The sequence below is a fragment of the Paremcibacter congregatus genome (assembly GCF_006385135.1).
Taxonomy (GTDB): Bacteria; Pseudomonadota; Alphaproteobacteria; order Sphingomonadales; family Emcibacteraceae; genus Paremcibacter; species Paremcibacter congregatus.
In genome coordinates this window covers 1-17,769 of the sequence record NZ_CP041025.1, presented here as the reverse complement: position 1 = coordinate 17,769, position 17,769 = coordinate 1, and the positions used below count along the sequence as shown (strand labels likewise).

Annotated in this window: 17 protein-coding genes and 1 pseudogene; 10 read left to right on the top strand and 8 right to left on the bottom strand. The window is 52.8% G+C overall.

Annotated features, from left to right (window positions below; translation table 11 throughout):
- The first annotated feature begins 123 nt into the window (after positions 1 to 123).
- Both FIV45_RS00090 and FIV45_RS00085 read left to right on the top strand, forming a co-directional pair.
- Positions 124 to 840, top strand: coding sequence for a transglutaminase-like cysteine peptidase (locus FIV45_RS00090; RefSeq protein ID WP_099474025.1), 717 nt, complete (start codon positions 124 to 126; stop codon positions 838 to 840).
- Between the two features lie 136 nt (positions 841 to 976).
- Positions 977 to 2,299 (top strand): EAL domain-containing protein, encoded by a 1,323-nt coding sequence (locus tag FIV45_RS00085; RefSeq protein ID WP_165777052.1) that lies wholly within the window; start codon positions 977 to 979, stop codon positions 2,297 to 2,299.
- A 4-nt stretch (positions 2,300 to 2,303) separates the two neighbouring features.
- Here the strand turns inward: FIV45_RS00085 and FIV45_RS00080 are convergent, their stop codons facing one another.
- On the bottom strand, positions 2,304 to 2,885 hold the full coding sequence (locus FIV45_RS00080) for an ankyrin repeat domain-containing protein (protein WP_165777053.1): 582 nt from the start codon (positions 2,883 to 2,885) through the stop codon (positions 2,304 to 2,306).
- 121 nt (positions 2,886 to 3,006) lie between these two features.
- Here FIV45_RS00080 and FIV45_RS00075 point away from each other — a divergent pair, with 121 nt between their 5' ends.
- From FIV45_RS00075 to FIV45_RS00065, 3 genes are read left to right on the top strand one after another with little or no spacing between them, the layout of a single operon-like run.
- Complete coding sequence (locus FIV45_RS00075) at positions 3,007 to 3,627, top strand: SCO family protein (protein WP_099474031.1); 621 nt, start codon at positions 3,007 to 3,009, stop codon at positions 3,625 to 3,627.
- A gap of 2 nt (positions 3,628 to 3,629) precedes the next feature.
- Positions 3,630 to 4,121, top strand: coding sequence for a YcgN family cysteine cluster protein (locus tag FIV45_RS00070; protein ID WP_099474033.1), 492 nt, complete (start codon positions 3,630 to 3,632; stop codon positions 4,119 to 4,121).
- Complete coding sequence (locus FIV45_RS00065) at positions 4,118 to 4,798, top strand: M48 family metallopeptidase (RefSeq protein WP_099474035.1); 681 nt, start codon at positions 4,118 to 4,120, stop codon at positions 4,796 to 4,798. Before FIV45_RS00070 ends, FIV45_RS00065 begins: the two co-directional genes overlap by 4 nt.
- Positions 4,799 to 4,847: 49 nt before the next feature.
- Here FIV45_RS00065 and FIV45_RS00060 read toward each other — a convergent pair whose 3' ends face one another.
- Together FIV45_RS00060 and FIV45_RS00055 are read right to left on the bottom strand one after the other, a co-directional pair.
- Complete coding sequence (locus FIV45_RS00060; protein ID WP_099474037.1) at positions 4,848 to 5,324, bottom strand: MaoC family dehydratase; 477 nt, start codon at positions 5,322 to 5,324, stop codon at positions 4,848 to 4,850.
- Between the two features lie 116 nt (positions 5,325 to 5,440).
- Positions 5,441 to 7,393 carry a transglycosylase domain-containing protein gene (locus FIV45_RS00055; protein ID WP_099474039.1) on the bottom strand — a complete coding sequence of 651 codons (1,953 nt, stop codon included), beginning with the start codon at positions 7,391 to 7,393 and terminating at the stop codon, positions 5,441 to 5,443.
- A 165-nt stretch (positions 7,394 to 7,558) separates the two neighbouring features.
- On the opposite strand from FIV45_RS00055, the gene FIV45_RS00050 reads away from it, so the two are divergent.
- From FIV45_RS00050 to def, 5 genes and pseudogenes are all read left to right on the top strand, one after another.
- Positions 7,559 to 8,101: a VOC family protein gene (locus tag FIV45_RS00050; RefSeq protein WP_099474040.1), complete on the top strand. Its 543-nt coding sequence runs from the start codon at positions 7,559 to 7,561 to the stop codon at positions 8,099 to 8,101.
- Positions 8,102 to 8,309: 208 nt separating this feature from the next.
- A complete protein-coding gene (locus tag FIV45_RS00045; RefSeq protein ID WP_099474042.1) occupies positions 8,310 to 9,275 on the top strand; it encodes a glycosyltransferase family 2 protein in 966 nt (321 codons plus the stop codon).
- Between the two features lie 6 nt (positions 9,276 to 9,281).
- Positions 9,282 to 9,479: pseudogene (locus FIV45_RS18925) on the top strand (glycerol-3-phosphate cytidylyltransferase); the annotation flags it as partial.
- Between the two features lie 111 nt (positions 9,480 to 9,590).
- A complete protein-coding gene (locus FIV45_RS00035; protein ID WP_099474044.1) occupies positions 9,591 to 9,989 on the top strand; it encodes a methylglyoxal synthase in 399 nt (132 codons plus the stop codon).
- Positions 9,986 to 10,501 carry a peptide deformylase gene (gene def, locus FIV45_RS00030; RefSeq protein WP_099474046.1) on the top strand — a complete coding sequence of 172 codons (516 nt, stop codon included), beginning with the start codon at positions 9,986 to 9,988 and terminating at the stop codon, positions 10,499 to 10,501. The genes FIV45_RS00035 and def overlap by 4 nt, the downstream gene beginning before the upstream one ends.
- Before the next feature lie 4 nt (positions 10,502 to 10,505).
- Here def and FIV45_RS00025 read toward each other — a convergent pair whose 3' ends face one another.
- From FIV45_RS00025 to dnaA, 5 genes are all read right to left on the bottom strand, one after another.
- The gene (locus FIV45_RS00025; protein WP_099474048.1) at positions 10,506 to 11,042 is read right to left on the bottom strand and encodes a thioredoxin family protein; all 537 of its coding nucleotides are present in this window, start codon (positions 11,040 to 11,042) and stop codon (positions 10,506 to 10,508) included.
- 2 nt (positions 11,043 to 11,044) lie between these two features.
- On the bottom strand, positions 11,045 to 13,489 hold the full coding sequence (gene gyrB, locus FIV45_RS00020) for a DNA topoisomerase (ATP-hydrolyzing) subunit B (RefSeq protein ID WP_099474050.1): 2,445 nt from the start codon (positions 13,487 to 13,489) through the stop codon (positions 11,045 to 11,047).
- Positions 13,490 to 13,563: 74 nt separating this feature from the next.
- Positions 13,564 to 14,787: a DNA replication/repair protein RecF gene (recF, locus tag FIV45_RS00015; protein WP_204602279.1), complete on the bottom strand. Its 1,224-nt coding sequence runs from the start codon at positions 14,785 to 14,787 to the stop codon at positions 13,564 to 13,566.
- 79 nt (positions 14,788 to 14,866) lie between these two features.
- Positions 14,867 to 15,988: a DNA polymerase III subunit beta gene (gene dnaN, locus FIV45_RS00010; protein ID WP_099474052.1), complete on the bottom strand. Its 1,122-nt coding sequence runs from the start codon at positions 15,986 to 15,988 to the stop codon at positions 14,867 to 14,869.
- A gap of 329 nt (positions 15,989 to 16,317) precedes the next feature.
- A complete protein-coding gene (gene dnaA / locus FIV45_RS00005; protein WP_204602281.1) occupies positions 16,318 to 17,727 on the bottom strand; it encodes a chromosomal replication initiator protein DnaA in 1,410 nt (469 codons plus the stop codon).
- Positions 17,728 to 17,769 lie beyond the last annotated feature (42 nt).

Below are 17,769 nucleotides of genomic sequence, written 5' to 3'. Positions count from 1 at the left end.
TTAGGTAACCTTACCGCGGCTATAATTCGGCAACGATGGTATGGATTATCTGTCATAATATGACTATGATGCAAGCCCTTAATAACCAAACAAGATCTTTTCGACAACCCTGGATGCGTATTGATGAAGTTCCCTGTTCCCGGCCATTCTTTTCTCCTGACATTCTGCCGCCCTTTCTTCATTCTGGCCTGCGGGTTTGGCGTCTTATTGTCCCCGGCATCCGCCGCCCCAAAAACGGGCCTGTTTGGCTCCCATGAAACCATGAGCCGGCAAATGGTCGCATTCAAAAAATGGAACAGCATGCTGGAGCGGAGCAAGACCGAGCAACAAAGTGAAAACCAGAGTGCGGCTTTGTCTCAGGAAAACATCGACTGCGTGACCTCCCAATCCCGCAATCCGCTGTTAAGGCGGAAATGCCAGGTCACGAAATGGCACAGCCTGTTGAACTCTCTGGAAGACCGAAGCCCTGATCAACAGATTACAGAGATTAACCTCTATATGAACAAGGCGCCCTATATCACAGACATGCGCAATTGGGGGGTGCCCGATTACTGGGCGACTTTACGACAATTCTTTCGTAAGGACGGCGACTGCGAAGATTACGCCATCGCCAAATATCTGTCGCTCAAGGAACTCGGCTTTGATGTGGATGCAATGCGCATTGTCGTCGTTCAGGACACCAATCTTGACGTGCCCCATGCCGTTCTCGTGGTTTCTGTCGGGGATACCCGGCTGGTGCTCGACAATCAAATTTCCTATGTGGTCAAAGAAAAAGCGGTCCTGCATTACAAACCGCTGTATTCGATTAACGAGAACGCCTGGTGGCTGCACCGTATGTAAGACGGCCGCGACGGACAAATAATCGTTACTCCCCGCCCGGCAACATGCTAAAAATAGGCTGGTCATACGCCCTTACTACGCGTAATATAAGGAAATATATACTGTATCTCTTAATTGGACGTGCATGATGAAGCCGATGGAAAGCTCTAGCCCAATGGAAAGTTCCGCTCCTCCTTGTCAGGTGGATGAGTTGCTTTCTGCCCTGCGTCAGGTCCGGCGCCACCCCGGTGGTTACCGCGCGATCCATTTACATTTTTCCCTGCTCGATCGCCATCATCAGCAGCCCTATCATCGTCGCCAAATCGCCACCGCATTCAATAAACTGGTGAAGAACAAACAGGGGCAGCTTTTCTGGACCCGTAAATTTGATGTTCTGTTTATGTGCAAGGACGCCAGCATTTCCGAAATGGACATTGCCATTGTCGCCGCACGGCGCGCCGTCCAGGACAGCCCCATCATCAAAGAATACAAGGACGCCGGCCGCGACGCTGACCTTTGTGACTGGTATGACCTGGAAAAGGACCTGGACCAATTCGTCGCCAAAGTGGAAACTCTTAAAGTTCTGCCGGATGCCGCCGCTGCCCCCGCCGCGCCTCAAAGCCTGAAAGATATGGTCAAGAATTTGGTTCCCTCCCTGACGTCAGAGAAAAAAGAACCTGAAAAGCCACAGGCGACAACCCGGCCGCTCTACGATCCTATTGCCCTGCGAAAACCTGTCGTGCCTCCCATGGGACCTGTGCAGCTCGACCAGCTTGAACGCAACCTGGTCAATATTGAAATGCAACAATTGCTGTCACAGCAGACCGCCTATGTGATCGTTGGACAAGCAGACCCGCAACCGATTTTCGTCGAGCATTTTGTCTCCGTAAGCGAAATTAAAAATAAGTTCCTGCCCAACTACAATATTCATGCGGACAAATGGCTGTTTCAACGGCTGACCCGCACGTTTGACCGCAAACTGATGCGCGCCTTGCCGGAAAAATATATTGATCCTCACACGGTCACCAGCATCAATATCAATGTGGAGACCGTCTTCACGCCGGAATTTGATACATTCATTGCCAAATTCAAGAAAGGCAATCATCAGCCCCTGATCCTGGAAATGTGCCTGTTTGATGTGATTTCTGATATCCGGAATTATTACAAGGCCCGGGACAAGCTGACTCAGCTTGATTGCCGCATTTCCATGGATGCAATTGACGCGGAATCTCTCGCAGTGCTGGACCGCGAAATTCTCAGTGTTGATTTCCTGAAAATAAACTGGCGCGCCGATTACAAGAATCTGTTGGGGTCTGCGGCGGAAACCAAGATTATCGACGCCATAAAGGATCACGGCAAGATGCGTATCGTCTTGTGCCATTGCGATACGCCCGAAGCGCTGGAATTTGGCAAGGCCGCCGGCGTTCACATGTATCAGGGCTTTCTGATTGACAAGAAATACGGCCCCTCCACTAAATAATGTCCTAACGCGTGGCCCCGGCATCCCGTAGCAGTTGCTCCGTCCGGCGACGGCGGGTGTCGATGGCGTGCTGTAACGCGGAACGTCCTGAATAATCTTCCAGGTCGTAGTTCGCGCCAGCCTCCAGTAAAATTTTCACAATGTGATGTTTTTTCGCCAATACCGCAGAAATCAGGGGCGTTGAGCCATTGTCATCGGCCATATTCAGATCAGCACCGACTTTAATCAGCACCTCCACGGTAGCCTTGTCCCCCGCAGCAGCCGCGACATTAAGCGCCGTGCGTCCATCCTTCCCGTACAGATCCGTTTTGGCGCCATTGGACAGAAGATAACCGACCAGGGCAACTTCTTTCATCTTGGCCGCCATGATCAAAGGCGTGGTGTTGTCATCGTAATCACGGGTGTTGACGTTGACGCCTTTTTCCACCGCCATCTTGATTTCACGATAATTGAGTTCTTTGATGGACTTGAGGAATTTATAAGACGCGGAAAAACTTTGCGCCTGCGCGATTCCCGGATTCAAAACTGTTGTCAGACCCATCATGGTCATTATCCCCAAAACAGCATAAAGTCTGGTCATCCGCATATAATACTCCCGTTGTTCAATATATCTCGCATTCATCATCGATGCCCCTTATATATAGGGGGAAACCGTCAAGTTAAAGTCCTTAAACCTTAACTCGCAGAAAGTACCACAGGAATCGCATATGCCAAAATCGAAACTCATTATTCTTCCCACGATCCTGATGGCCGCCATTCTGGCGCTCTTGCTTGTCTTCTATCCTGGCCTGTTTACAGGAGAGAAGCCGCGCACTGCGCTGGAAAATACCAAGGCGCTGATCGGAGGCCCCTTTTCCCTAACCGACCATCATGGCAAAACCGTGACCGAGGCCGACTTCAAGGGCAAATACATGTTGATCTATTTCGGCTATACGTATTGCCCGGACGTCTGCCCAACCGAATTACAGATTATGGCCGATGCCCTCGACCGGGTGCCGCCAGAAACACTGGCCGAGGTTGTCCCCCTGTTTATCAGCGTTGACCCGGCCCGGGACAGCATTGAAATTCTCGCACAGTACGCCCCGGCATTTCATCCAAACATGGTCGGCCTGACGGGAACCCCGGACCAGGTGAAGACAGTGAAAAAAGCTTATCGCGTCTATTCCGCCATTGATAAAGTCGAAGAGGGCGCCGATCCACAGGCCTATCTGGTCAGCCACACATCCTATACCTATCTGATGGACCGCAATGGCGAATATGTCACCCATTTCACCAGCCAGACCGACCCCGAAGTCATGGCCAAGCGCCTGCAGGATATTATCGGTTAGTCATGACGTCACAGGGTAAATTCTGGCACAACAAAAAACTGACCGAAATGTCCGTGGCAGAGTGGGAATCCCTCTGTGACGGGTGCGGCCTGTGTTGCCTGCACAAGCTGGAAGACGCCGACACCCACGAAGTCTCCTATACCAATGTTGCCTGCCGCCTACTCGACACCACCAGTTGCCAATGCCGGAATTATCCGGTGCGCAAGCAACTGGTGCCTGACTGTGTACAGTTGACCCCGGATCAGATCGGGGATTTTCACTGGTTGCCGGAAAGTTGCGCGTACCGCCTGATCAGCGAAGGTAAGGATCTCGCCCCCTGGCACCCCTTGAATTCCGGAAACCCCGAAAGCGTCCATGACGCCGGGATTTCCGTCCGTGGCAAAGTGATCTCGGAAAGAGATGCCGGTGATATGGAAGATCATCTCGTTGAATGGGATGAGCTGATGCCCAACAGTCCGGCAGCTGAGGATGACGGTCCGGAGGAAGACAGATGACCGAACATTATGTCGGTGATTTCCCCCTCATTCTACGGCGTCACCCCCGCGCCCGCCAGTTGAAACTGCGGTTTGACGCCCAGGAAGGCGCCGCCCGCATCACCCTGCCCCCCGGTGTGTCCGACCGTAAAGCGGTTCAGTTTGCCCACAAACATCATGACTGGATTCAGGCGCAATCCGATAGCAGCCCGAAACGTATTCGTTTCCTGCCCGGCGAAACCATTCCCTATCAGGGGTGTAATTTTCGCATCCTGCATGATCGGGACCTGCCAGCCCGCGTGACCATCGAAGGCCGCAGCCTACGGGTTGGGGGACCAGGAGAAGGTTTTGAAAAAAGGCTGGAAAACTGGTTGAAGAAACAGGCGCGTCTTGCCTTGCTGGCCGCCGTTGAGCAATTCACCCCCCATGTCAGCCCCAAACCTCATACCGTATCGGTCCGGGATACCAAGAGCCGCTGGGGCAGTTGTTCAAGTCGCCGCACCCTGTCGTTTTCCTGGCGCCTGATCATGGCGCCCCCGGAAATTTTGTCTTATGTGGTTGCCCATGAAATGGCGCATTTGAAAGAAATGAACCACGGCCCGAATTTCTGGAAAATTGTCGCCCACCTTGATCCCGAATGGAAAGAATCCCGCCGGTGGCTCAAAACGGAAGGCAGCCGCCTGATGCTTATTGGCTAGAAATATCTGGACAGGAAATATCTGGCACGGAAAATATAGGGGCCTGAAACTACCCCGCCACCAACAACAACTGCAGATCCATGCTCAAGACCGGTTTCTCGCCGCCATCCAGTTCCATGAGGATATGAAATGTCGCCGTCATGCCGGTCTGATCGACATATTCCAGTTTGTTGAGCCCGATGCGGGCGCGAATGCGACTGCCTGTGGAGACAGGCTTGATAAACCGGACTCTCTCGCCACCTTTGTTAAGACCGTAGCGCAAACCGGTAATGGATACCACCTGATCAAACAGTTGAGGGATCATAGACAGCAGAAGAAAATTATGGGCGATTGTTTTACCATCAGACAATTCCGTCCGGGCCCGTTTTTCATCCACATGCACCCATTGAAAATCCCCCGTGGCCTCGGCAAAAAGATTCACCCGTTCTTGACTGATATCAATCCAGTCCGAGACGCCGATTTCCCGGCCAATATATCGTTTAATGTCTTTAATCGCTATTTTCATATGCGCCATTGGTTGTCCCATGATTGCCGCCCGTTATGATTACGCCCTACCTTATCAGGGGAATCTTACAGAAACGTCAATGATGACTCTAATTTTATCCGGCGCCCATGATTCACATCAAACCAGTCCACCGCACGTCATTGCGGCGATGTATGGTCGGGCTTTTCCCGGGGCTTAACATTCGGGGTCGTCAAGGCCGCATCATCGCGCCCCATATGCACCCGATACATGAAATTGCGCCAGATCCGCGCGGGTGTGCCACCGCCGGTAACCCGCTTCATCGGGCTCGCATCATCATTGCCCACCCAGACGCCATTGACCATATTCAGACCATACCCCATAAACAGGGCATCCTTGTAATCCTGGGTCGTGCCGGTTTTGCCCGCCACGGGGAATGGCATCTGCGCCTGCCGCGCCGTGCCATTTTCGACCACAGCCTGCAACAGATCATTCATCACCATAACCACTTCATCAGATAAAAGTTTTTCCGGCGGACCCGGCATATGGCGGAAAAGTATCTGACCGGCGCTGTTTTGAATTTCAACAATACCATAAGGCGCCACCCGGTAACCGCCATTGGCCACCACCGTATAGGCCGCCGTAAGTTCCAGCAAAGACATTTCCGATGTTCCAAGAGACATCGACGGCTCCTCGACAATCGGGCTCGTAACGCCTAAGCGTTGGGCCATATACATCACGGCCTTGCGGTTTATGCGTTCCGACAATTTCACCGCCACCGTGTTGAGGGAATGCGCAAAAGCTTCCTTCAGGCTGACCCGGCCGCGATATTCGCCTGTGTAATTCTTTGGCTCCCACCCGTCCAGAATCACCGGGCTGTCGCGCATGATTTCATCCGGTCCCAATCCAGCCTCCAAGGCCGCCAGATAGACGAACAGTTTAAAGGCCGACCCCGGTTGCCGTCGGGCCTGAGTCGCACGATTATACTGGCTTTCCCCATAGTCAACGCCGCCAACCATCGCCCGAATACCCCCATCCATATCCAGGGACACCAATGCCGCCTGTCCAGCATTATATTTTTCGCCTTCCTGGCTCATGATCTGGTGCAGACCCTTGCCGGCCTTGCTTTGAACATCGGGCAAAAGAGTGGTGTAAATAATAATTGGTTCCGCCACCGGCCCCACCAGTTCGGCAGCCCGTTCAACGATCCAGTCGGTAAAATAGCGTTCATCCCCCCCGGTTTGGGCGCTGACCACATTGACCGAACGGCCCTTGGCGCGATCGGCGGCATCCTGCGGGATAAAGCCCGCCTCAACCATATTGTCCAGCACCACTTCCGTACGCCGGTAAGACCGTTCCAGATCCCGGAGGGGAGAATAGAGGGCAGGCCCCTTGAGAACCCCGGCGATCATTGCCGATTCGACCAGATTCAGACGCCGGGCTTCATGACCAAAAAACGTGCGGGCCGCCGCATCAATGCCGTATGCGCCAGACCCAAAATAGACCCGGTTAAAATAATAGGTCAGGATTTCTTGTTTCGAGAAGTTCATCTCGAGCCAATAGGACAGAAGTAATTCCTGTACCTTGCGTTTCAGGGTTTTCTCTGCACTAAGGAACAGGTTCTTCGCCAATTGCTGGGTAATGGTACTGCCCCCCTGCGCCATGCGGCGGCTCGTGACATTGCGCACCACAGCCCGGCCAATACCCCATACATCAATACCATTATGGTCGAAAAATCGCCGATCTTCTGTGGCGATCACCGCATGGACCAGATCCTGTGGAATCTCGTCATACTCCAGCCAATCCCCGTACACATCCCCATAAGAGGCCAGAAGCTGGTTATCACGATCCATCACCATAATGGTCGAACGACCAGACGCCACTTTCATATCGGAAATATCCGGCAGATCATGGGCGTAATAGACCGCGACCGGAATCATCAGGATCATCCCCCAGACCAGCGTGACAAAAAACCGGTAGAAGAATTTGCGCCATCCCGTGCGCTGTTTCCTGGCATCGGCGGCAGCCGTCACAGCCTTGCGCCGCCCTCTCACCGCCGCTTTTGAGGCAGGTTTTGTGGGTTTTGATTTCTTGTCAGGCGACATATTGTGCCCCAGGGGTCTTTTGACCATAATCGATAGCGTCCTCTTTTTTGTTCACAGACCATAAAAGATGGGCCAGATCAGGGCAATGATAAATATAGCCCGGGTTTACAGCCTGCACGCTGGAAAAGCTTGACATTAGTTTCATATGTAACTATTATACCTCTATTGCATCATTAACAGGAGCTGTGACCCATGATTCTCGAGCGCATCCACCATGTCGCCTATCGCTGCATGGACGCCAAGACCACCGTTGAATTCTATCAGAAGTATCTTGATATGGATTTTGTTCTCGCCATTTCCGAGGACAAGGTTCCCTCCACGGGCGAACCGGATCCCTACATGCATCTGTTCCTCGACGCAGGGCAGGGTAATGTTCTGGCCTTCTTTGAGCTGCCCAATTCACCGGAAATGACCTGGGACCCCAATACCCCGGATTGGGTACAGCATATCGCCTTCAAGGTTAAGGATGAAGCCACGGCCCTTAAGGTCAAGGAACGGCTGGAAAAAGATGGTCATGACGTGGTCGGGCCAACCAATCACCATATCTTCCAGTCGATTTATTTCCGCGACCCTGATGGCCATCGTCTTGAACTCGCCTATGATACGGCAACCGCGGAAGAAATGCAGCGTCTGCATGACGTCGCCCCTCAAATGCTGGAAGACTGGACCAAGAGCAAGACCACACAACGTCACGCATCCTGGCTGCATGAAGAAGAATTCAGCAAGGATAAGTAAAGTTTAAAGAATCAATCTTTCCGTTAGAATTGGTGAAGGTGGTTACACCTTCACCAGACTATTCTTGAAAAAAACAGCCTATAATTATTGGCACTTAAATTTTTAAATATTTTGATAATTTCAAGTTTATTGTTAGTATAATGCTTTCTTATACTATTTTTGATTAATACATACAGTTACGCACAAGATTACTCATTAGGAACAGAATATGGGGGATATAGCACTTTCGGTTATTATACCATTTTATCAAAATGAGGCCGGATTAATCACAAAAGCAGTACAGTCAGTTTTGGATCAAAACTGCTTTGATGATTTTGAGATAATAGTTGTCGACGATGGCTCTCCTCATCCCGCTCAATACGAGCTTGCTCCTTTATTGCAACGATATCCGGAAAAATTGACTGTCCTGTTAAAGACAAACCAAGGTCCCGGAGCTGCCCGAAATACAGGCTTAAACCATATTCCAAAAACTAGAAAATATGTCGCCTTCCTTGATTCCGATGATACATGGTCACCAGACCATCTCATAAATGCTGTTTCTGTATTAGAACGTGGATATGATTTTTACTTTTCAAATCTATATCATGTGGGTCGCGACATCAGCGCCTTTGATCGGGAACAGAAGATAAAATTTCCCACCCGCCTACGCTCCGATGAGATGGTTCCACTTGATGGTTTGCCAGAAAAATACGAATTCATCGGCGATATGTTCGATCGTATTTTATTCTCCGGCAATATCCTGCTACCGCCAACGATTGTATACGATTTTCAGAAATTCCCTAACCAACGTTTCCAACCTGATTATCGTTATATGGGAGAAGATTATCTGTTCTTCGCCGATATAGCGCTAGCCAACCCCAGATATGGCTTTAGCTGGACCCCCGAAGTCCATTGCGGTCGCGGCGTGAATATATTCGTCAATTCAGGCTGGGGCAGCCAGCATTACCTCGATCGACTTTGTGATGAAATGCGCTTCCGGCGCTATGCAGAAAACACCTATTCGCTCACCCCGGAACAGAAGGATAAGAATAACCGGGTGATCCGCCGCATTCGGGAAGATTTCAAAAAAGGTCTGTTAAGCCACCTCAAAAGAGGCCAGTTCCACAAGCTCGCGAAGATCCCAAAGATGCAAAAAAATGATGGGCATTTCTATAAAAGCTTTTCAGGTCAATGAAAAAATGTCGATGAGGTTTTCTTTGAAGAGTCTCTTGATCTTAAAGGACAATATATTCTGGAAAACAAGGCCGATGCTTTGGTCATGGGAGATGACTGGGCCGGACGTTTTGATGAGTTCAAGGATATCTGTGACGTCATCTACCTTCCGAGAACACCATCCGTTTCAACCACATCTTTAATCGAAATCATAAAGGAAATATAGCGACGTTGACAGGGAGCATAGTGATCCTCCATTTGACTATATTACCCGGATCAGGCATATAAAAGGAGATCCGCTCATGTTGAGTATTTACCTTTTATCTGAGTATTCACTATGCAAAATCCCCGTATCGCTCTTGTGGCTCATGATGCCAAAAAAGAGGCCATGGTCGCCTGGGTTGAAGAATATCGTGACCTGTTTCACCGCGCCAAACTGTTCTCCACCGGCACCACCGGCGGCCGCATATTGGAACGTTTTCCCGATCTCGACCTCACCCGGCTGAAAAGCGGACCTCTTGGCGGCGACCAACAGATCGGCGCCATGGTCGCGGAAGGCAAACTCGACGCCATGATTTTCTTCGTCGACCCCCTAAGCCCCATGCCCCATGATGTTGATGTCAAGGCTCTGACCCGACTGGCCATTGTCTATGACCTGCCAATGGCCTGCAATATCGGCACCGCCCGCGCAATCATGGAAAGTCCCCTGTTCACTACGGAGCGGGTCACCTCATGACACCGCTGCCGCTCATCTACGGCCCTGATCCGATCTTTAGCCAAATCGCCCTTCCGGTGACCTCCTTTGATACAGATCTTGCCACCCTGACACAGCGCATGATCGCCACGCTTTATCAGGAACAAGCCGTTGGTCTGGGGGCAAATATGGTTGGGAGTTTGCAACGCATTATCGTGATCGACCTTCAGGACAACGGCAACCGCACCCCCCAAATCTTCATCAATCCAAAGATCACCGGAAAAAGCGCAGAAACACAATGTTTTGAAGAAGGGTCAGTATGTTTTCCCGGCATATCGGCGGAAATCACCCGGGCAAAAAGTCTGACCCTTACCTATCAGGATATTCGTGGCCAGATCCTTACCCTCGAGGCTGACGGCTATCTCGCCACCGTGATCCAGCATGAACTTGACTATCTTGACGGGGTGATCTTTCTTGATCACCTTTCCACCATAAAACGTAAAATGTTGCTCAGAAAAACTCAAAAATTTCAAAAACAGCAGGGGCGGGCTTAAGCCTCTAGTCTTCGACGTCATCCATTTTACTGTGGCGATAAGATGCACGGGTGAGAATCGCCCGCATATCCTTTTCCAGACTTTCGACCGGACTTTCGACGATGCGATTGATTTCCACACCATCCTGGCTGAAAATAAAGGTTGGGGTATTGGTGATACCCAGCCCTTTTTCCGCTTTATCCGGTGTGGTAAAATCCTGATCCACCGCCAGCATCCGCACCCGGTTCAGTGAAATACCCGCCGTTTGCAAGACCTTGTAGAAACGCGGCACCTGACGCTGGCTGTCATGGCACCAGGTCCCCATCACAATGGTAACCTCTACCCCGGTCATCAGGGCCTGTAAATCACCGGCCGTTATCTTATCCACATCGTAGTCTGCCGTCTGACGGCTGTACCATGCCTGATAAGGCGCCACCTGCAATTCTTGCGGTGTAATCACCCCGACCAGCTCTTCTTCTGAGGGGCCGCCAAAAGCCCAGGCACCCCCCACTCCCGCCAGAAGAAGACCAACGACGACACAAAACCTGACGACGTCTCTCATCCTTATGTATCCAGATTGGCCACGTTAAGTGCGTTATCCTGAATAAATTCACGGCGCGGCTCCACCACGTCCCCCATCAGTTTGGTGAAAATCTCGTCCGCGGTATCGGCGTGGTCCACTTTCACCTGCAACAAAGTCCGGGCTTCGGGGTCCAGAGTGGTTTCCCACAACTGTTCCGGGTTCATTTCGCCCAGTCCTTTATACCGCTGGATCGACAGACCTTTACGGCCATAGCTCAACACCAGTTTGATCAGATCGCTGGGCAAGTTAATCTCATGCACATCATCCTTACGGCTGATGGTCGCGGTTTTTTCGAATACATCCCGGCGTACCGGCGCCGTTTCATTGAGCGCCCGCGCCTCGACCGAATTGATGAAACTGCTGTCGATGCGATGTACGTCTTTAATGCCCCGAACTTCCTGGGTAAAGATCACACCGTCACCTTCTTCGTCAAGACGGGCGACCCAGGTATCCTCACCTTCGCTCGCCTTCATGTTCATGCGCTCTACCACTGCGGAAATCGCCGCATTGGCTTTCGCCGCATCGCGCAAGGTCGCCGGATCAAGCGCCCCGGCCAGGGCCAGTTCCTCGATCAGTTCCCGATTATACCGCATCGGAATGCGGTGGAGATAACGGGAAATCTTGCGCGTGGTTTCCACAAGGTCGCGCAGATCATTCCCGGCCATCTGGTTGCCGTCATGCAGCCGCAGCACCATATCATCCAAGGTCTGTTCCACCAGATGGTCTTCCAGTGACGGATCATCTTTCAGATAGACCTCAGATTTGCCCCGCGCCACTTTATAAAGTGGCGGCTGGGCGATATAGAGGTGACCACGTTCGATCAATTCCGGCATCTGGCGGTAGAAGAACGTCAACAGCAGGGTCCGGATATGGGCCCCGTCGACGTCCGCATCGGTCATGATGATGATTTTATGATAGCGCAGCTTCTCAATATTGAAATCTTCCCGGCCAATGCTGGTGCCCATGGCGGTGATCAGGGTACCGATCTCCTGAGACCCGAGCATCCGGTCAAACCGCGCCCGCTCCACATTGAGAATTTTACCCTTCAGGGGCAGGATCGCCTGATTGCTCCGCGCCCGACCCTGCTTCGCAGAGCCGCCCGCAGAGTCCCCTTCCACCAGGAACAGTTCCGATTTAGCCGGATCACGTTCCTGACAATCGGCAAGTTTTCCGGGCAGGGAAGAGATATCAAGCGCCCCTTTGCGCCGGGTCAGTTCACGGGCCTTACGCGCCGCCTCCCGCGCCGCAGCGGCTTCCACGATCTTACTGATAATGATTTTAGCTTCCTGGGGATGCTCTTCAAACCAGGCGCTCAGTTTTTCATTGAGCAGGCTTTCCACCACTGGACGCACTTCCGACGACACCAGTTTGTCCTTGGTCTGGGACGAGAATTTCGGATCCGGCACTTTCACCGACAAAACGCAGGTCAGCCCCTCGCGACTGTCATCTCCGCTTAAACTCACTTTTTCCCGCTTCGCAATCCCGGTCTCAGTGGCGTAATTATTGATCGTCCGGGTCAGGGACGCCCGGAAACCCGCCAAATGCGACCCGCCGTCCCGCTGGGGAATATTATTGGTGAAACACATAACGTTTTCATGATAGCTGTCGTTCCATTGCAGCGCGCATTCAAAAACAATATCGTCTTTTTCGCCGCTGATGCTGATCGCTTCGGGGATCAACGGGCTTTTGTTACGGTCAAGATAGGTGACATAAGATTTTATCCCGCCTTCATAAAAAAGCTCAATCTCGTCCATTTCCGCATGGCGGTTATCCTGAATGCGGATACGTACCCCGGAATTCAGGAACGCCAGTTCACGGAACCGGTGTTTCAGACGCTCAAAATCAAATTCAATGTTGCCAAAGGTGCTCCTCGCCGGCAAAAATGTCACTTTCGTGCCGGTTTTGCCTTCCACGTCGCCCACCACCACAAGGTCGTCAACAGCTTCGCCATGCTCAAAACGCATAAAATGCTCTTTACCGTCACGCCAAATACGCAATTCGAGATAGTCGGACAGGGCATTCACCACGGAAACCCCCACCCCGTGCAATCCACCGGATACTTTATAACTGTTGTTATCAAACTTGCCACCGGCATGCAGTTGGGTCATGATCACCTGAGCGGCCGACACGCCTTCTCCCTCATGAATGCCCACAGGAATTCCGCGGCCGTTATCGGTGACCGAAATCGACCCATCGGGATTGAGAGAGACCAGCACCAGATCACAGTAGCCCGCCAGGGATTCGTCAATGGCGTTGTCCGATACCTCGAACACCATGTGATGCAGACCGGAGCCGTCCTCGGTATCACCGATATACATGCCCGGACGCTTGCGCACCGCATCAAGCCCTTTCAGGACCTTGATGGAATCCGCGCCATATTGTTCCGCGCCCTCTGTGGCGTCTTTCATTTGTATATCATCAGACATAACATTGTGTCCCTTACTAAAATTGCGAGAAAATCGGTATAATCACCGGTGCTGCGCACGTCTTCCCGCTCACATTATTCTTCACTTACGATACTGTTATCCACCCGGTAGTATCGCGCCCGGGACCCAAGGTCCTCAAACAAAACCCGATCCGTACCGGTCAACCATACCTGGGCGCCCAGGGCCGCCAACTCGTCGAACAACGCCGCCCGTCGCGCCTGATCCAGATGGGCGACCACCTCATCAAGCAACAACACCGGTGCCGCCCCAAAAGCGGTGGCCGTAATTCGGGCGCTGGCCAGTGTAATACCGATCAACAGCGCCTTTTGTTCCCCGGTCGAACATAACGCCGCCGGCATATTTTTTTCCTGATGGGTCACCAGCAGGTCAGTCCTGTGCGGGCCCGCCATGGCCCGGCCACTGCGGGCATCAAGACCACGGTTTTCCCGTAACACCCGCCGAAACTCGTCTTCCACTTCTACTGCCGGTCCCCGCATCAATCCCTGTTCCAGTCCGCCGTCAACCGCCAGGGTCGCCCGGGGGAAAGACGACGTCGCCGCACCAATGGCCTGGGACAGCCGGTCAAGGGCGTCCAGTCGAGCCGCCGCCACCGCAACCCCGTGTTCCGCCATCCGACTTTCCAGCGCCGTCAGCCAGGCCGGGTCGCGGCTTCCCTCGCTCAACAGGCGATTACGGTCCCGCATCACCCGCTCATAGGCATTGACCTCACGGGCGTGGGCAGAATGGAAATTGCCAACAATCCGGTCCAGAAAACGGCGACGACCTGATGTCGCCTCAATAAACAACCGGTCCATTTGCGGCGTCAGCCAGGCGACCTGTAAAATATCACTGAAGTGAGCCGGGCTCGCGCCATTTTCACCATCCACCCGAATAATCCGTCGATCACGGGCTTCCCGGTCAAGACTGTCCCCGTCCGCACCCGCCACCAGACCGGTGCCAAGGTCCGTCGTTCCGTCCGGGGTTTCCAACCGCGCCGCCACCGCCCATCGTCCCGCATGACGGTCGTCCGTCAAACGGCTTGGGTCGGAAAGCTTGCACCCGCGCAGGCCGCGGCCCGGCGCCAGAAAGGATAAAGCTTCTAGAATATTGGTTTTTCCGGCGCCATTCGGCCCGGTCAGGACAACCGACCGCGCTTCCGGGGTCAGCGTCACCCTATGGTAGGATCTGAAATCTGTCAGATGCAGCCGCCCGACGAACAAATCAGGGCGGCGAAAATCCCGCCCCGTTGTCAGGTCCGTACGCGTCCCTATCGTATTAAGCTGTACCAGGTTATTCACCGGCCTTTACTTCTCCGGGGCTTCACCAGAAACCCCCCATTAAACTCGTCCCCGTCACATTCGTCCGTCAGGATTTCCATCAGACCCGCATCGGCATGAGAACATAAAGCGCGCCCTCATCGGTCAGATCCTTCAAAATGGTCGGAGCCGTTGAATCCGCCAGCACCATCTGGGCCAGATCGCCCTCGATCTGGCTGAGGATATCCAGCAGATACCGGGAATTAAAGCCAATTTCCATCTCGTCCGCACCATAACTTGCCGCCAGCTCTTCCTTGGCGGTGCCATGTTCCGGGCTATTGACCGACAATTTCAGGTTATCGCCGCTCAGGCTCAGCTTGATCGAACGGGTTTTTTCCGTGGAAATGGTCGAAACACGATCCACCGCTTCGGCGAACTGTTTGCTGTCGATTTCCATGATCTTGTCGTTGCCTTCCGGGATCACCCGGCTGTAATCCGGAAACGTGCCGTCGATCAGTTTTGAAGTCAGAACGATATCGGCAAAAGTGAAGCGGATTTTTGTTTCGGACAGGGACACCTGAATGTCGCCCTCGAATTCATCCACCAGCTTGCGCAATTCACCCACGGCTTTACGCGGCACAATCACGCCAGGCATGTCGTTCAGGCCTTCGGGCTGTTCCATATCAAACCGCGCCAGGCGGTGACCGTCGGTGGCCACCCCGCGCAGGACTGCGCCACCGTCATCGTCATTGGCCGCATGCAGATAAATACCATTGAGGTAATACCGGGTTTCTTCCGTAGACACCGCAAAACGGGTTTTGTCGATCAGGCGCTTGATGCTGGCCGCCGGGGCCGCGAAACTGTGTGGCAGATCGCCTTCTGACATCACCGGAAAGTCTTCGCGCGGCAGACAGGAAAGCGTGAAACGCGACCGGCCGGCGCTGATGGTCAGGCGCTGACTTTCCGCATCATAAGACAATTGCACCTGAGATCCATCAGGCAGTTTACGCACGATATCATACAGCGTATGGGCCGGCGCCGTGATGCCTCCAGGAGCCATCACCTCGGCCTCTACGGCCTCCGAAATTGCCAGGTCCAAATCGGTCGCCGCAAGCTTGAGCTGGGTGCCGTCACATTCCAGCAAAACATTAGACAAAATCGGGATGGTATTGCGTTTTTCAACAACACTTTGAATGTGACCCAGTGATTTCAATAACGCACTTCGTTCAATTTTGAGCTTCATATTATAATCGCGCTTCTCATCTGCATGTTTAACTATTATTTTTTAACGTCTCTTCGGCATTTCCGAAGGCATTACCCCCCCGGTTACAGGATTTATACCCCCTCCCTTATCTCAAGCATAAGGTATTGATATAATTCAGAAAAACTCTTTAGTTTCCAAGCGGAAAAGCCCAAACCAAAGGCCTTCTGAGAAAAAGAACCTGTAGCCGCAGAGATTAGCATATTGAACCCTCTGGTCAAAGGTCTTTTTTGGGAGAATTGCGCTGAGTCGTTTCAGGAGAAAGCCCCGCCGTTTGCAAGAAACGACTCGGGCTAGAAGACCATCAGGATCTAGGTGCCAAAAATCCGTTCCAGATGCTGAATATCCTCCTCCAGAACACTATCGGTGAGGCGTAATTGATCAATGCGTTTCACCGCATGCATGACGGTTGTATGGTCACGACCGCCAAACTGACGGCCAATGTCCGGCAGGGATTTCGCCGTCAGCTGTTTGGCCAGATACATGGCCACCTGGCGCGGGCGCGCCACCTGACGGGCCCGGCGAGAGGACAGAAGGTCGGACAGGCGGATGTTAAAGTAATCCGCCACCCGGCGCTGAATTTCATCAATACTGACCCGGCGCACATTGGCGCGCAGAAGGTCCTGTAACACCTCCTTGGTCATTTCCAGCGTGATCGGCCGGCCAATGAGCGTCGCATGAGCGATCATGCGATTAAGCGCCCCTTCCAGCTCCCGGATATTGCTGGTTACGCTGCGGGCGAGAAATTCCAGAACCTGATTGCTGATTTCAACTTCCGGCACCTGGTTGGCTTTTTGCTGCAGAATACCGAGACGCAATTCATACTCGGTCGGATGAATATCCGCCACCAGGCCCCAGCCCAAACGGGACCGGATGCGCTCTTCAATGCCTTCCATATCGGTCGGCGACCGGTCGGCGGAAATAATCACCTGACGGCGATGATCAATCAACGCGTTAAAGGTATGGAAAAATTCTTCCTGGGTGGACTGCTTGTTGGCGATAAACTGCAGGTCATCAATCATCAGCAGATCGACAGACCGGAATTTCTGCTTGAAGGACATGGTGTCCTTGTAGCGGATCGAACTGATGAACTGATACATGAACTGTTCAGCGGAAAGATACACCACCCGACGATGGGGAAAGCGTTCCTTGTTGGCCCAGGCAATCGCATGCATCAAATGGGTTTTCCCGAGCCCGACACCACTGTGCAGGAACAGGGGGTTGAAATGCACGTCTTCATTTTCCGCCACCCGGCGGGCAGCCGCATAAGCAAGTTCGTTGGATTTGCCGACAACAAAGCTTTCAAAAGTAAACCGCGGGTCCAGCGGGGCGCCAAACTCGCTGTCCTTGACTTCCACTGGTCGGGAATCCGACAAGCTCTGCGTGTTGCCGGATCCTCGCGGGAAATCTGCAGAACGCCCCACGGCGGCGGATGGCGCCGCTTGCTGAGGACGGTTATCTTCCGCCGCCGGCGCAGTAAAACCCGTCATGACGATAAAATTGATATCGGACACCAGCGCATTTTCCGTCGCCCAGGCGTTGCGGATACGGTCGGCATAATTGGATTCAAGCCAGTTGCGCATAAACCGCGTCGGGGCCGCCATGATCGCACAGCCATCCTCGATATTGACCAGAGCCAATGGCTTGAACCAGCTGTTGAAAACACTATCGTCAAATTCGGTGCGAAGACGCCCGAGAACTCTTGACCATTCTGCTTCCATGTTTGTTTCCATTATATCGTTTTGCGGTGCCGCCACAGTCAT

What these genes read in the sequence shown, in the direction of transcription:
- FIV45_RS00090 (WP_099474025.1), top strand. Translation starts at nt 124, where the DNA reads ATGAAGTTCCCTGTTCCCGGCCATTCTTTTCTCCTGACATTCTGCCGC.
- FIV45_RS00085 (WP_165777052.1), top strand. Translation starts at nt 977, where the DNA reads ATGGAAAGCTCTAGCCCAATGGAAAGTTCCGCTCCTCCTTGTCAGGTG.
- FIV45_RS00080 (WP_165777053.1), bottom strand. Translation starts at nt 2,885, where the DNA reads ATGCGGATGACCAGACTTTATGCTGTTTTGGGGATAATGACCATGATG.
- FIV45_RS00075 (WP_099474031.1), top strand. Translation starts at nt 3,007, where the DNA reads ATGCCAAAATCGAAACTCATTATTCTTCCCACGATCCTGATGGCCGCC.
- FIV45_RS00070 (WP_099474033.1), top strand. Translation starts at nt 3,630, where the DNA reads ATGACGTCACAGGGTAAATTCTGGCACAACAAAAAACTGACCGAAATG.
- FIV45_RS00065 (WP_099474035.1), top strand. Translation starts at nt 4,118, where the DNA reads ATGACCGAACATTATGTCGGTGATTTCCCCCTCATTCTACGGCGTCAC.
- FIV45_RS00060 (WP_099474037.1), bottom strand. Translation starts at nt 5,324, where the DNA reads ATGGGACAACCAATGGCGCATATGAAAATAGCGATTAAAGACATTAAA.
- FIV45_RS00055 (WP_099474039.1), bottom strand. Translation starts at nt 7,393, where the DNA reads ATGGTCAAAAGACCCCTGGGGCACAATATGTCGCCTGACAAGAAATCA.
- FIV45_RS00050 (WP_099474040.1), top strand. Translation starts at nt 7,559, where the DNA reads ATGATTCTCGAGCGCATCCACCATGTCGCCTATCGCTGCATGGACGCC.
- FIV45_RS00045 (WP_099474042.1), top strand. Translation starts at nt 8,310, where the DNA reads ATGGGGGATATAGCACTTTCGGTTATTATACCATTTTATCAAAATGAG.
- FIV45_RS00035 (WP_099474044.1), top strand. Translation starts at nt 9,591, where the DNA reads ATGCAAAATCCCCGTATCGCTCTTGTGGCTCATGATGCCAAAAAAGAG.
- def (WP_099474046.1), top strand. Translation starts at nt 9,986, where the DNA reads ATGACACCGCTGCCGCTCATCTACGGCCCTGATCCGATCTTTAGCCAA.
- FIV45_RS00025 (WP_099474048.1), bottom strand. Translation starts at nt 11,042, where the DNA reads ATGAGAGACGTCGTCAGGTTTTGTGTCGTCGTTGGTCTTCTTCTGGCG.
- gyrB (WP_099474050.1), bottom strand. Translation starts at nt 13,489, where the DNA reads ATGTCTGATGATATACAAATGAAAGACGCCACAGAGGGCGCGGAACAA.
- dnaN (WP_099474052.1), bottom strand. Translation starts at nt 15,988, where the DNA reads ATGAAGCTCAAAATTGAACGAAGTGCGTTATTGAAATCACTGGGTCAC.
- dnaA (WP_204602281.1), bottom strand. Translation starts at nt 17,727, where the DNA reads ATGGAAGCAGAATGGTCAAGAGTTCTCGGGCGTCTTCGCACCGAATTT.